This window comes from Type-F symbiont of Plautia stali, assembly GCF_059731105.1.
On sequence record NZ_AP035909.1, the window covers coordinates 202,431 to 216,640 of the forward strand.

The window sequence follows — 14,210 nt, forward strand, 5'->3', positions numbered from 1 at the left end:
TGGTGATGAACCTGACTCCTTTGATTACGGCGGGCATGGAGACGGCGCTGAACCGTATTCTGTACCGCGATCGTGGCCTTAAGCCGGCGCGGCAACGTCTGAATGGCAAAGTCCTGACACTGCGCCTGAATGAGTTCTCGTCTCCCCTGGTGCTGGTGTTCAGTGAACAGCAGCTGGATGTGTTAGCTGACTGGCAGGACCGCAGCGACTGCACGGTGATCACCTCGCTGAAAAGTCTGCCAAAGCTGCGCGATCGCCAGCAGCTGACGCCGCTGATTCGCAGCGGTGAACTGCAGGTAGAGGGCGATCTGCAGGTGGTCCAGCAGTTCTCGGCGCTGATGGATCTGGCTGAGCTGGATCCGGCGGAATATCTGGCTCCCTGGGTGGGCGACATCGCCGCGCAGGGCATCAGTCAGCGGGCACAGCAGGCTTTCCGCTTTTTCAAAGGTGAAGCAGCGCGTCGTCAGGGATATCTTGGACAGGCCATGACCGAAGAGTGGCGTGTTGCGCCTGGCTCACTGGAACTGGCCTGGTTTTCTGAGGAGGTCGACGCGATGGAACGTTCGCTTGAGGCGCTTGATGCGCGTCTGGCGCAGCTGGAGGCAAAATGAGTTTAGGAGAGATCCGCCGCTTATATCTGATCATGAAGGTGTTTCTGACCTATGGCCTTGATGAACTGATCCCGCAGACACGTCTCACTTTCCTGTTCCGCCTGTGGCGTCGCTCAATTTTCTGGATCCCCAATCTGCACCAGCATGAACCGACCGGTGCGCGTATGCGTATGGCGATGGAGCAGCTGGGGCCGGTCTGGATCAAGTTTGGTCAGATGCTGTCAACGCGCCGGGATCTCTTCCCGCCGCTGATCGCCGATCAGCTGGCGATACTGCAGGACCGTGTGGCGCCCTTTGATGGCGTCAAAGCGAAAGCACAGATTGAAGCCTCGATGGGTGCACCCATTGAGACCTGGTTTGATGATTTTGACATTAAGCCGCTGGCGTCTGCGTCGATTGCGCAGGTTCACACCGCCACGCTGAAATCTAACGGCAAAAAAGTGGTGATCAAAGTGATCCGCCCCGACATTTTGCCGGTGATCAAAGCGGATATGAAGCTGATCTATCGCCTGGCGCGCTGGGTTCCGCGTCTGCTGCCGGATGGCCGTCGTCTGCGTCCGGTCGAAGTGGTGCGCGATTATGAGAAAACCCTGCTTGATGAGCTGAACCTGTTACGCGAAGCCGCCAACGCCATTCAGTTACGCCGCAATTTTGAAGAGAGCCGTATGCTCTATGTGCCGGAAGTCTATTCCGACTATTGCAGCGAAACCATGATGGTGATGGAGCGCATTTACGGTATCCCGATTTCCGACGTTGCGACGCTGGAGCGCCATGGCGTGAACATGAAGCTGCTGGCCGAACGCGGTGTCCAGGTCTTCTTTACCCAGGTCTTCCGCGACAGCTTCTTCCACGCAGATATGCATCCGGGCAATATTTTTGTCAGCTATGAACACCCGGAAGATCCGCAATATATCGGTATCGACTGCGGCATCGTGGGGTCGCTGAACAAAGAAGATAAGCGTTATCTGGCGGAAAACTTTATCGCGTTCTTCAACCGTGACTATCGCAAGGTTGCCGAGCTGCACGTTGATTCCGGCTGGGTACCACCCGATACCAACGTCGAAGATTTCGAGTTTGCGATTCGCACGGTCTGTGAGCCGATTTTTGAAAAGCCGCTGGCTGAGATCTCGTTCGGGCATGTGCTGCTGAACCTGTTCAACACCGCGCGTCGCTTTAATATGGAAGTGCAGCCGCAGCTGGTGCTGCTGCAAAAAACGCTGCTTTATGTGGAAGGCATTGGCCGTCAGCTCTACCCACAGCTCGACCTGTGGAAAACGGCCAAACCGTTCCTGGAAGAGTGGATCAAGGATCAGGTGGGTATCCCCGCCATTATCCGTGCGGTCAAAGAGAAAGCGCCGTTCTGGGCTGAAAAGCTCCCGGAGCTGCCAGAACTCTTTTACGACAGCATGCGCCAGCACAAGCTTTTACGGCACAGCGTCGATAAATTAGTGGGCGATCTCAATGCGCAGCGCGTCCGTCATCATCAGGCGCGTTATCTGTTTGGCGTCGGTGCCACACTGCTGCTAAGCGGAACGGCAGTTCTGCTCACCCGACCGGACTGGGATCTCTTTCCGGCGGTTCTGATGGCGGCAGGAATCGTTTCGTGGCTGATCGGCTGGCGTAAGACAAACTGATTGTCACGTCTGTTTAAAAAAAGGTAATGTCGCTGGCTAAAGCCCGGCTAAAAAGGGCACTCTGTCCTGCATTACCTTATCGTTTTCACAGAATATTAGAGGCTATCTCATGGGCGGTATCAGTATCTGGCAACTGTTAATCATTGCCGTGATTGTTGTACTTCTGTTCGGTACCAATAAATTACGTAATCTGGGTTCGGATTTAGGTTCTTCGATTCGTGGCTTCAAAAAGGCCATGAGTGATGAGGACGACAAAAAGGATCAACCGAAAGAGCAGGACGCTGACTTCGCTGCCAAAACGCTGGCGGACAAACAGCAAACTTCGGCTAACAAAGAAGAAGCCAAGAACGACAAGCAGGTGTAAACCGTGTTCGATATTGGTTTTAGTGAACTGGTATTGGTGTTCGTTATCGGGCTGATTGTACTCGGCCCGCAACGATTACCGGTTGCGGTGAAAACCGTGGTCGGCTGGATCAGGGCGATTCGTTCGCTGGCAGCCAATGTACAACATGAACTGGCGCAGGAGCTCAAACTGCAGGAGTTGCAGGAGAGCCTGAAAAAGGTGGAAGAGGCGGGCCGTGGCACGCTCTCACCTGAGCTGAAGGAGTCGATGGAAGAGCTGCGTAAAACGGCAGATTCAATGAAGCGCTCGGTCAGTCAGAGCATCGACATTGAAAAAGAGGAAGACGAAGCGAACACCATCCACTCAGCACAGCACCGGTATGCCCCTGAGCCTGCTGCGATGGAAACCGCCGCGACGCCAGCCTCAGCAGAGCATCAGGCCAGCGCACCGGCACAGGCACCGTCTGCGGTAGCGGGTGCCGAGGCCGCGGTGCAACCCGCACCGGCCGCGGCCGCACAGAGACCCTCTGCTGCGCCATCCGCTCCGGCTGCGCCATCCTCTGCTGCGCCTGCTGCTGTGGCCAGCGCACCGGCACAGGCACCCGCTGGCGACGCCGCCAGGTCATCAGAGTCTGCGCGTCCTTCCGCGACCTCCTCTTCTGCAGGTGATGAACGATAATGGCCGTTGAAGATACCCAACCGCTCATCAGCCATCTGATTGAGCTGCGTAAGCGATTACTGAACTGCATCATCGCCGTACTGGTCATTTTCCTGGTACTGGTCTATTTCGCCAACGACATCTACCAGCTGGTCGCATCACCGCTGATCAGTCAGATGCCGGTGGGCTCCAGCATGATTGCAACCGATGTCGCCTCGCCGTTCTTTACCCCGATAAAGCTGACCATCATCGTGTCAGTGTTTCTCGCGGTGCCGGTGATCCTCTATCAGGTCTGGGCATTTGTCGCCCCGGCGCTCTACCGGCATGAGCGCAGGCTGGTGATGCCGCTGCTCTTCTCCAGCACCTTCCTGTTCTACTTCGGTGTGGCCTTTGCTTACTTCGTCGTTTTCCCGCTGGCATTTGGCTTTTTCACCAAGACCGCGCCCATCGGCGTGACGGTCGCAACGGATATCGCCAAATACCTCGATTTCGTCATGACGCTCTTCATGGCCTTTGGGGTGGCGTTTGAGGTGCCGGTGGCGATCGTGTTGCTCTGCTGGACCGGTATCACCAGCCCGGAAGATCTGAAAAAGAAACGTCCCTATATTCTGGTGGGCGCTTTCGTAGTCGGGATGCTGCTCACACCTCCGGACGTTTTTTCCCAAACTTTGCTCGCTATTCCGATGTACTGCCTGTTTGAAGTCGGCGTATTCTTTTCCCGTTACTATGTGGGTAAAGGCCGCTGGTCACAGGATGAGGATAAACATACCGACGCCTGACGCTGACCGTATGACCCGCACAGGCGGGAAGCGAGCCATCCAGACCGCCCCTCCGGGCGGTTTTTTTTTTACAAACTGTGGGAAAAATTATGTTTGATATCGGTGTAAACCTGACCAGCACGCAATTCGCCTCCGACCGGCAAAAGGTGGTTAAACGCGCGCGTGATGCGGGCGTCACCGGCATGCTTATCACCGGCACCAACGCGCTGGAGAGCCAGCAGGCTCAGCGACTGGCTGAAGGCCAGCCCGGCTTTTGCTGGTCTACCGCGGGCGTTCACCCTCATCATGCCAGCGAATGGTCGCTGGAGATCGCCAGCACCCTGCGCCGGCTGGCGGAAAAACCGGAAGTGGTCGCCATTGGTGAGTGCGGACTCGATTTTAATCGCAACCTCTCGGCCCATGAGCAGCAGGAGTATGCATTTGACGCACAGCTGGCGCTGGCCGCAGAACTCAATATGCCGGTGTTCCTGCACTGCCGTGAAGCCCATGCGCGTTTCGCTGCGGTGCTTGCCCCCTGGCTGCCAAAACTGCCGGGTGCGGTGATCCACTGCTTTACCGGCACGCGCGACGAACTGGAAGCCTGTCTGGAAATGGGGTTATCTGTGGGCATTACGGGCTGGGTCTGCGATGAGCGTCGGGGTCTGGAACTGCGTGAGCTGCTGCCGCTGATCCCGGCCGAACGCCTGCTGCTGGAAACGGATGCGCCCTACCTGTTGCCGCGCGACATGCGTCCGCGTCCGCCTTCGCGCCGCAACGAACCCTGCTTTTTACCGCATATTGTCAGTCAGGTGGCGACATGGCGAGGTGAGAGTGCGGAGGCACTGGCGGCCCGCATCGATCATAATGCGCGGACGCTGTTCAGACTGGCTTAAAGCTTGCGGAACTGCTTGTTATCGACGCTGCGCATCACCTGCTTATTGAGGAGATTCAGCAACAGGATCGAGCGTGTTTCACCATCCGGCTCGGCAAAAATGGCGCGCAGCCCTTCAAACGTTCCTTCGGTGATGACAACCTCATCGCCGCTCTGTGGCGTTTCAGGATCGAGCAGGATTTGCGGGACGTCGGTTTCCAGCGCTTCGATGACCGCCGACGGCACGGTTGCCGGGGTGGAGCCGAAGCGGACAAAGTGACTGACACCGCGGGTGCTGCTGATGGTGGTGGTGTGAATCTCTTCAGGATCGAATTCGATAAACAGGTAGTTAGGGAACAGCGGCTCACTCACCGTGGTGCGTTTACCGCGCACGATCTTTTCCAGAGCGATCATCGGGCTGAGGCAATGCACCTCCTGCCGCTCGAGATGCTCCTTCGCGCGCAATAGCTGTCCACGTTTGCAATAGAGTAAGTACCAGGCTTCCATAACGGCTCCCATTGAATGGACGCTAAGAATAGCAAACCTGTTGCCAGAGTTATAGCGCAGGGGCAGGGTAAAGCGGCCCGCAGAGAAAATAAATTGAGACTTTTCTTAGCAGGCCGGAGGCAGGCAGAAACGGTAACGGGAAATTGACGTGCATCAGGGCTCTGTATCAGACTCGATAACCTTCACCCTGCAAAAGGAACGTCTGATGGAACTCTTTCTGTTGAGCAATGGCAGGCTGGCGGACGATGCGCCGCTGCTGGGTTATGCGCAGCCGCAGCTGCACGCGATGATCGCCCGACGCGCTATCCGCTCGGCGGTCCTGATCCCCTACGCGATAATCCGGGGCGATCAGCAGCAGCGCGCCGCCGAACTCACGGCCTCTCTGGGCATCCCGGTCAGGCTGGTTCAATCCTTTGCCTCACCGGCTGAGGCGATTGCACAGGCAGAACTGATTCTGGTCAGCGGCGGCAACACCTGGTTTCTGAACCAGATGCTGCATGAGCAGGATCTCATCGTCCCGATCCAGCGTGCGGTACGTGAGCGACAGGTGCCTTATCTCGGCTGGAGCGCGGGCTGCAATGTGGCGACGCCCTCCATCCGCACCACCAACGATATGCCGGTGCGCAGCAGTGTGGTGCTGCCCGCGCTGGGACTCTTCCCGGTGCAGATCAATCCCCACTATCTTGATGCCAGCGTCAGCGGCCATATGGGCGAAACCCGCGATGAGCGTCTGGCGGAGTTCTGCGCGGTCAATCCGACGGAGTCGGTGATTGCCCTGCGTGAAGGCAGTTTTCTGCACCTGCATGACAACCAGCTGCGCTATCACAGCGTGCGAAACGAGGACTTTAAGCTGTTTCGCCACGGCGACCCGATTCAGGGAATGCACGATACCCGCGCACTGCAGCCGCTGGTTCCCTTTCAGTGCGTATGAGGCTGCGGTATAAACCTCAGCAACTCCGCGTAATCAGACCTATAATGGCCGATTCACTCTGGCCGGAATGTTAAAGCCGCATGAAATACCACGATTTGAGAGACTTCCTCGCGCTGCTTGAACAGCGCGGTGAGCTAAAGCGCATTACCCAGTCCATCGATCCCGAACTGGAAATGACGGAGATTGCCGATCGCACGCTGCGTGCCGGTGGCCCCGCCCTGCTGTTTGAAAACCCGAAAGGGTACGATATGCCGGTGCTGTGCAACCTGTTCGGCACGCCTAAGCGCGTGGCCATGGGCATGGGGCAGGAGGAGGTGAGCGCCCTGCGTGAAGTGGGTAAGCTGCTGGCCTTCCTGAAAGAGCCTGAGCCGCCAAAAGGCTTCCGCGACCTGTTCGATAAAATGCCGCAGTTTAAGCAGGTGCTGAACATGCCGACCAAACGGCTGCGTAATGCGCCCTGTCAGGAAGAGGTGTTCAGCGGTGATGAGGTCGATCTGACGCGTATTCCGGTCATGAAGTGCTGGCCAGGCGATGCCGCACCGCTGATTACCTGGGGACTGACCGTCACGCGTGGCCCCCACAAAGAGCGTCAGAATCTCGGTATTTACCGTCAGCAGGTGATCGGTAAAAATCGTCTGATCATGCGCTGGCTGTCGCACCGTGGCGGCGCGCTTGATTTTCAGGAGTGGACGAAAGCGCATCCGGGTGAACGTTTTCCGGTTTCGGTCGCGCTGGGCGCCGATCCTGCCACCATCCTCGGCGCGGTGACGCCGGTGCCTGACACGCTGTCAGAATATGCGTTTGCCGGTCTGCTGCGCGGCAACAAAACGGAAGTGGTGAAGTGCCTGTCGAACGATCTCGAAGTGCCGGCCAGTGCGGAAATCGTGCTGGAAGGCTATATCGAAGCGGGCGATATGGCGCCAGAAGGCCCCTACGGCGACCACACCGGCTACTACAATGAAGTGGATAGCTTCCCGGTATTTACCGTGACGCATATCACGCAGCGTCGTCAGCCGATCTATCACTCCACCTATACCGGGCGTCCGCCGGATGAACCCGCCGTACTGGGCGTGGCGCTGAATGAAGTTCTGGTACCGATTCTGATTAAGCAGTTTCCGGAGATCGTGGACTTCTACCTGCCGCCTGAAGGTTGCTCCTACCGGCTGGCGGTTGTGACGATTAAAAAGCAGTACGCAGGGCATGCCAAACGTGTCATGTTTGGCGTCTGGTCATTTTTGCGGCAGTTCATGTACACCAAATTTGTTATTGTGTGTGACGATGATGTTAATGCGCGCGACTGGAATGACGTGATCTGGGCGATCACCACGCGAATGGATCCGGCCCGTGATACGGTATTAGTCGAAAATACCCCTATCGACTATCTCGATTTCGCCTCGCCGGTTTCCGGGCTGGGGTCGAAGATGGGGCTTGATGCAACCAATAAGTGGCCGGGTGAAACGCAGCGTGAATGGGGTACGCCCATTGTTAAAGATCCTGCGGTCACGGCGCGCATTGATGCTATCTGGGATGAGCTAGGTATTCTTGATCAGCCGCCACAGCGTTGATGGCGAGCACAACCATAAAGACGACCCGACAGAGGGAACGCATGACAACGTTAAGCTGTAAAGTAACTTCGGTTGAGGCGATTACCGACACGGTCTATCGCGTTCGCCTGATCCCTGAAGCGGAATTCAGTTTTCGCGCGGGGCAGTATCTGATGGTCGTGATGGATGAGCGTGATAAGCGTCCGTTCTCACTGGCCTCAACGCCGATGGAAAAAGATATTATTGAGCTGCATATCGGCGCGTCCGATCTCAACCTCTATGCGATGGCGGTGATGGATCGGATCCGCAACGATCGTCAGATCACCGTCGATATGCCGCACGGTGACGCCTGGCTGCGCGAAGAGAGCAGTAAGCCGCTGATCCTGATTGCAGGTGGCACCGGCTTCTCCTACGCCCGTTCAATTCTGCTCACCGCGCTGGCGGAACAGCCGGAGCGCGATATCGCCATTTACTGGGGCGGACGTGAGCTTAAGCATCTGTACGATCTGGACGAGCTGAATGCGCTGGCGGTGAAGCACCCGAACCTGAAAGTGATCCCGGTTGTTGAACAGCCTGAAGCGGGCTGGCAGGGACGTTCCGGTACGGTACTGACCGCGGTGATGCAGGATTTCAGCACGCTGAGCGAACATGAAATCTACATCGCCGGACGCTTTGAGATGGCGAAGATTGCCCGCGACCGTTTCTGTGCCGAGCGTGGCGCAGTCGAGTCACAGATGTATGGCGATGCGTTTGCCTTTATCTGATCGCCGGCAGCAGACAGAAAAAACCCGCCGGTAACGGCGGGTAAATCTGACAAAAAAAACGCAACGTATTACAGACGCTCGAATACGGTTGCGATCCCCTGGCCCAGCCCGATACACATGGTGGCAAGACCCAGGCTGGCATCGCGTCGTTCCATAATGTTCAGCAGCGTGGTACTGATACGCGCGCCGGAACAGCCCAGCGGATGGCCTAACGCAATCGCGCCACCATTCAGATTGACCTTTTCATCCAGCTGCTCCAGCAACCCTAAATCTTTGATGCACGGCAGTGTCTGCGCAGCAAAGGCTTCGTTCAGCTCAAAGACGTCGATATCGCTGACGCTCAGTCCCGCCCGTTTTAACGCCAGCTTACTGGCCGGAACCGGCCCATAGCCCATGATTGAAGGATCGCAGCCCACCACGGCCATGCTGCGGATGCGGGCGCGCGGCGTCAGTCCCAGCTCGCGGGCGCGTGATTCGCTCATCACCAGCATGGCGGCTGCGCCATCTGACAACGCTGACGAGGAGCCCGCCGTCACGGTGCCATTCACCGGATCGAAAGCCGGTTTCAGCGCTGCCAGGCCTTCGGCGCTGGTCTCTTCACGGATCACTTCATCGAAATCATAACGTTTGAGGATGCCGTCGCTGTCATGACCATAGGTGGCGACAATCTCTGTCGCAAAGTCGCCGCGCCGGGTGGCCTGCCAGGCCCGTTGGTGCGAACGCAGGGCAAACGCATCCTGCTGCTCACGGCTGATATGATGCATTCGCGCCAGCATTTCTGCCGTCAGGCCCATCATCCCTGCGGCTTTGGCAACCGTCCGGCTAAGCCCGGGATGAAAGTCGACGCCGTGGTTCATCGGCACATGCCCCATATGCTCCACGCCACCGATCAGACAGCTCCGGGCATCACCGACCATAATGGCGCGGGCGGCATCGTGCAGCGCCTGCATGGAAGAGCCACACAGCCGGTTGACGGTGCTGGCTGGCACCGTGTGGGGAATTTCGGCCAGCAGGGCAGCGTTACGTGCGATATTAAATCCCTGCTCCAGCGTCTGCTGCACGCAGCCCCAGAGAATGTCATCCAGCTCTGCCGGGTTCACCGTCGGGTTGCGGCTCAGCAGTTCACGCATCAGATGCGCAGAGAGATCTTCGGCGCGCACATGACGGAAGGCGCCGCCTTTTGACCGGCCCATTGGCGTGCGCACGGCATCAATAATCACCACATTTTCCATCTTCTTGCCCTCAGGCGCTTTTCAGCGCGGCTTCATCAATCGGTTTGGCGGCGGGATACCAGCTTTCATGCTGATGGGCTTTCTGCAGCAGCAGTGCAGGCAGGGCATACAGGCCACCGAGGCCGCTATAACGCCGGGCCTGATCCACCACGTTGCTGTTGCCCAGAGTATCGAGATAGCGGAAAGCCCCGCCACGGAAAGGCGGGAAGCCGAGGCCATACACCAGCGCCATATCGGCTTCAGCCGGTGAGGCGATAATCTTCTCTTCCAGGCAGCGCACCACTTCGTTCAGCATCGGCAGCATCATGCGGTTCAGAATCTCTTCATCGCTGAAGATTCGCGCGGGCTGACAGGCCTGCTGCAGCAGCGTATCGACATCGGCATCGGCCACTTTTTTTGGCTTGCCCTTTTTGTCTTCTTCCCAGCGCCAGAAGCCTTTGCCATTTTTCTGACCAAAGCGACCAGCCTCAAACAGCAGATCGATCGCGTCGCGATAGTCATGCTTCATGCGGTCCGGGAACCCGTCAGCCATCACGCTTTGCGCGTGGTGCGCCGTATCGATGCCCACGACATCCAGCAGCCATGACGGCCCCATCGGCCAGCCAAACTGTTTTTCCATGACCTTATCTATCTGGCGGAAATCTGCGCCATCGCGAAGGAGCAGGCTGAAAGCGGCGAAGTAGGGGAACAGCACCCGGTTAACAAAGAAGCCGGGGCAGTCGTTGACCACGATAGGGGTTTTACCCATTTTGCTGGCCCAGGCCACCACTTTGCCGAGGGTCGCTTCACTGGTTTTCTCGCCCCGGATCACTTCGACCAGCGGCATACGCGGCACCGGGTTAAAGAAGTGCATGCCACAGAAGTTTTCCGGGCGCTGCAACGCCTGCGCCAGCTGGCTGATAGGAATGGTCGAAGTATTCGAGGCCAGAACGGCATCGTCACGCAGGTGCCGCTCTGTTTCAGCCAGCACTTTAGCCTTGATCTGCGGATTCTCGACCACCGCTTCCACCACCACGTCAGCCAGTTCAAAACCGGCGTAATCCAGCGTGGGCTGGATGGTGGCGATGACACTGGCCAGCCTGTTACCGTCAATTTTTCCGCGCGCCAGCTGGGTGTTAAGCAGCTTGCTGGCTTCATTCATCCCCAGCGTCAGCGCCTGTGGATTGATATCTTTCATTCTGACCGGCACGCCTTTCCAGGCAGACTGGTAGCTGATGCCACCGCCCATGATCCCTGCGCCCAGCACTGCCGCCTGAGCAGGTGCGCCGCTTTCGCTGGCGCGTTTTTTTGCCAGCCCTTTAACGTACTGATCGTTGAGGAAGATGCCGACCAGAGCGCGCGCTTCGTCAGACTGCGCCAGCGGCACAAATGCAGCCGTTTCAAGCTTCAGCGCATCATCACGACCGAGACTGGCCGCGGCCTCAATGGTTTTTACCGCCATCAGCGGAGCGGGGTAATGTTTTCCTGCGGTCTGCATCACCATGCCCTTCGCAATGGTAAAACTCATCGCCGCCTCGATCGGACTGAGCTTCAGCGGGGCCAGTTTAGGCGCACGGCGCGCCTGCCAGCTGCCCTCTTCGGCGGCCGCTCTGAGCATGGTGATGCCCGCTTCGCGCAGTTTGTCACGGGCAACCACCGCATCGACCAGGCCCAGTTTCAGCGCGGCATTGCCATCCACATCTTTACCGGCGGCAATAATTTCCAGCGCGCTGTCGGCTCCCAGCAGGCGGGGCAACCTTACGCTGCCGCCAAAGCCTGGCATGATGCCGAGTCTGGTTTCCGGCAGGCCGATGCGGGCATCCGCAGTGGCGATGCGCAGGTCGGTCGCCAGGACGCACTCACATCCGCCACCCAGCGCATAACCATCAATGGCTGCCAGGGTGGGCACGGGCAAATCTTCCAGACGGTTGAAGATGCTGTTGGCGTAACTCAGCCACTGGCTCAGCTTTTCGGTGGGAGCATCAAACAGGGAAAGGAACTCGGTAATGTCCGCACCCACGATAAAGGCGGGTTTAGCGGAGCTCAGCAGCAGGCCGCGCAGTGCTGGCTGCTGTTCCAGGACCGCAATGGCCTCGCCCAGACTGGCGACCGTTTGCGTATCGAGCTTGTTGACTGAGCCTGTGGCATCAAAAACCAGCTCGGCGATGCCATCGTCCAGCCAGTGAAGGGTAAGGTTAGCGCCTTGGTAGAGCATGTGCGTCTCCTGAAACCGCGAAAGGTGATCTGGTCATACCAGATGATCGTGAGTGTGGGAGTGATGTTAATTTTTTGCAAACCGCTCTTTGCTTATTTGCTAACAAGATCACAGCCACGCCGGCTTCGGCATCTGAGCAAGGGGTATGCTAAACTGCGGCCATTTCGCGACACGGGAGAGACGGCTATGGATTCACTGAAGACCTTGTATCACGCGCACATCGCCACGTTGCAGCAACGGGCGCAGCAGGTGCTGGCACGCAATAAACTGGATGCGATGCTGATCCATTCCGGTGAGTTGCTGACGGTGTTTCTGGATGACCACACCTATCCGTTTAAGGTGAATCCGCAGTTCAAAGCCTGGGTGCCGGTCACGCAGGTGCCTAACTGCTGGCTCTGGATCGATGGCGTGAACAAACCGAAACTGTGGTTCTACTCTCCGGTGGATTACTGGCATAACGTTGAACCGCTGCCGGACAGTTTCTGGACCGGAGATGTCGAGGTTATCGGCCTGAAAAACGCCGATGAGATTGCGCAGCTGCTCCCTGCACAGCGTGATAATGTCGCCTATATCGGGCCGGTTAATGCACGCGCGGCGCAGCTCGGAATCTCCTCAGACAACATCAACCCTAAAGCGGTCATCGACTTTCTGCACTACCATCGCAGCATCAAAACCGACTATGAACTGGCCTGTCTGCGTCAGGCGCAGAAGCTGGCGGTTGCGGGGCATCGCGCGGCCAAAGAGGCGTTCTCTGCGGGCCTGAGCGAATTTGACATCAATCAGGCTTACCTGACCGCGACCGGCCATCGTGATACCGATGTGCCGTACGGCAATATCATTGCGCTGAATGAACACGCGGCGGTGCTGCACTACACCCGCCTGGATCATCAGCCACCGGCGAAACGTCACAGCTTCCTGATTGATGCGGGGGCCGAATATCTGGGCTATGCCGCCGATCTGACCCGCAGCTATGCGGCGCAGAGCAGCTCGCTCTATGCCAGAATGGTGGAGGCGATGAACGCCGAGGAGCTGGCTTTAATCGCCACGCTGAAACCGGGTGTGCGCTACACCGATTATCATCTTCAGATGCACCAGCGTATTGCGAAGATGTTGCTGAAGTTTGAGCTGGTGCAGGGAATCAGCGAAGAGGCGCTGGTGGCTGAAGATCTGACCGGGCCATTTATGCCACACGGTCTGGGGCATCCGCTGGGCTTGCAGGTGCATGACGTTGCCGGGTTTATGCAGGATGAGCAGGGCACCCATCTCGCCGCGCCTGCGCAGTATCCTTACCTTCGCTGCACCCGCGTGCTGCAACCCGGCATGGTCTTAACCATCGAGCCGGGCTTCTATATTATTGACTCGTTACTGGCGCCGCTGCGTCAGGGCCGTTTCAGTCAGCACTTTAACTGGCAGGCGATTGATGCGCTTCGGCCTTATGGCGGCATTCGCATCGAAGATAACGTGGTGATCCATCCAAACCGCGTTGAAAACATGACCCGCGATTTGCATCTGGCCTGATGGACGCTTTTGATATTCCCGCGCTGGCCGTGAGCATCAGCGAGGAAACCATCAAAAAGAGTCGCTTTATTACGCTGCTGGCGCACACCGAGGGGACAGAGGCCGCGCGCGCCTTTGTCCAGCAGGTGAAAAGCGAGCATCCTGCTGCCCGGCATCACTGCTGGGCCTGGGTGGCGGGCGCGCCGGATGACTCTCAGCAGCTTGGTTTTTCGGATGATGGTGAGCCGTCGGGCACCGCCGGGAAACCGATGCTGGCGCAGCTGATGGGTGCCGGTATTGGCGAGGTGACCGCTGTGGTGGTGCGTTATTACGGCGGCATCATGCTGGGCACCGGTGGCCTGGTGAAGGCATATGGCGGTGGCGTCCAGCAGGGACTGAAGCAGTTACCGCGAGAGCGCAAAGTGCCGATGATGGTTTTCACGCTGCAATGCGACTATGCGCAGCACAGCGATATCGAACGGCTGGTGCAGCGTTTTGAAGGTAAGGTGACCGACAGCCACTATCAGGATCGTATTGCGCTGACGCTGGCATTGCCTTATGGACAGATAGAGGGGTTCAAAAAAAATCTGTCAGACTTTAGCCGGGGCGCGTTGTCGCTGATCCCGCTCACACCATGATGTTCATCTCTCTTATTTAAAGGAACGGC

14 protein-coding genes are annotated in these 14,210 nt (G+C 57.7%); 11 read left to right on the top strand and 3 right to left on the bottom strand.

The features are described 5' to 3' along the window. The first annotated feature begins 5 nt into the window (after window positions 1-5). The 6 genes from ubiJ (at window position 6) to tatD (ending at window position 4,896) form a co-directional block, all read left to right on the top strand. The gene (gene ubiJ, locus AC6I7A_RS00905; RefSeq protein WP_046100983.1) at window positions 6-611 is read left to right on the top strand and encodes a ubiquinone biosynthesis protein UbiJ; all 606 of its coding nucleotides are present in this window, start codon (window positions 6-8) and stop codon (window positions 609-611) included. Further along, on the top strand, window positions 608-2,245 hold the full coding sequence (gene ubiB / locus AC6I7A_RS00910; RefSeq protein WP_009088503.1) for a ubiquinone biosynthesis regulatory protein kinase UbiB: 1,638 nt from the start codon (window positions 608-610) through the stop codon (window positions 2,243-2,245). Before ubiJ ends, ubiB begins: the two co-directional genes overlap by 4 nt. A gap of 109 nt (window positions 2,246-2,354) precedes the next feature. Further along, window positions 2,355-2,609, top strand: a complete 255-nt coding sequence (gene tatA, locus AC6I7A_RS00915) for a Sec-independent protein translocase subunit TatA (protein ID WP_009088506.1) — start codon at window positions 2,355-2,357, stop codon at window positions 2,607-2,609. A gap of 3 nt (window positions 2,610-2,612) precedes the next feature. Further along, window positions 2,613-3,266 (top strand): Sec-independent protein translocase protein TatB, encoded by a 654-nt coding sequence (tatB, locus tag AC6I7A_RS00920; RefSeq protein ID WP_058958180.1) that lies wholly within the window; start codon window positions 2,613-2,615, stop codon window positions 3,264-3,266. After that, window positions 3,266-4,024, top strand: a complete 759-nt coding sequence (tatC, locus tag AC6I7A_RS00925) for a Sec-independent protein translocase subunit TatC (protein ID WP_009088508.1) — start codon at window positions 3,266-3,268, stop codon at window positions 4,022-4,024. Before tatB ends, tatC begins: the two co-directional genes overlap by 1 nt. An 89-nt stretch (window positions 4,025-4,113) precedes the next feature. Then, entirely contained in the window at window positions 4,114-4,896 is a 783-nt protein-coding gene (tatD, locus tag AC6I7A_RS00930; protein WP_009088510.1) for a 3'-5' ssDNA/RNA exonuclease TatD, read from the top strand. On the opposite strand, the gene rfaH is transcribed toward tatD, so the two are convergent. Beyond that, window positions 4,893-5,381 (bottom strand): transcription/translation regulatory transformer protein RfaH, encoded by a 489-nt coding sequence (gene rfaH / locus AC6I7A_RS00935; protein WP_009088512.1) that lies wholly within the window; start codon window positions 5,379-5,381, stop codon window positions 4,893-4,895. The two genes, tatD and rfaH, sit on opposite strands and share 4 nt — an antisense overlap. Before the next feature lie 205 nt (window positions 5,382-5,586). Between rfaH and pepE the strand changes: the two genes are divergently transcribed. The 3 genes from pepE (at window position 5,587) to fre (ending at window position 8,620) form a co-directional block, all read left to right on the top strand. Further along, entirely contained in the window at window positions 5,587-6,312 is a 726-nt protein-coding gene (gene pepE, locus AC6I7A_RS00940; RefSeq protein WP_058958179.1) for a dipeptidase PepE, read from the top strand. An 80-nt stretch (window positions 6,313-6,392) separates the two neighbouring features. After that, the gene (gene ubiD, locus AC6I7A_RS00945; RefSeq protein WP_009088516.1) at window positions 6,393-7,877 is read left to right on the top strand and encodes a 4-hydroxy-3-polyprenylbenzoate decarboxylase; all 1,485 of its coding nucleotides are present in this window, start codon (window positions 6,393-6,395) and stop codon (window positions 7,875-7,877) included. Between the two features lie 41 nt (window positions 7,878-7,918). Next, window positions 7,919-8,620, top strand: a complete 702-nt coding sequence (gene fre / locus AC6I7A_RS00950) for an NAD(P)H-flavin reductase (protein WP_009088519.1) — start codon at window positions 7,919-7,921, stop codon at window positions 8,618-8,620. Window positions 8,621-8,688: 68 nt separating this feature from the next. Here the strand turns inward: fre and fadA are convergent, their stop codons facing one another. Then, complete coding sequence (gene fadA, locus AC6I7A_RS00955) at window positions 8,689-9,852, bottom strand: acetyl-CoA C-acyltransferase FadA (protein ID WP_046100969.1); 1,164 nt, start codon at window positions 9,850-9,852, stop codon at window positions 8,689-8,691. 10 nt (window positions 9,853-9,862) lie between these two features. Beyond that, on the bottom strand, window positions 9,863-12,046 hold the full coding sequence (gene fadB / locus AC6I7A_RS00960; protein ID WP_058958178.1) for a fatty acid oxidation complex subunit alpha FadB: 2,184 nt from the start codon (window positions 12,044-12,046) through the stop codon (window positions 9,863-9,865). Between the two features lie 186 nt (window positions 12,047-12,232). Here fadB and pepQ point away from each other — a divergent pair, with 186 nt between their 5' ends. Then, window positions 12,233-13,564, top strand: a complete 1,332-nt coding sequence (gene pepQ / locus AC6I7A_RS00965; protein ID WP_167432008.1) for a Xaa-Pro dipeptidase — start codon at window positions 12,233-12,235, stop codon at window positions 13,562-13,564. After that, window positions 13,564-14,181: an IMPACT family protein gene (locus tag AC6I7A_RS00970; RefSeq protein WP_058958526.1), complete on the top strand. Its 618-nt coding sequence runs from the start codon at window positions 13,564-13,566 to the stop codon at window positions 14,179-14,181. The genes pepQ and AC6I7A_RS00970 overlap by 1 nt, the downstream gene beginning before the upstream one ends. Window positions 14,182-14,210: the final 29 nt, after the last annotated feature.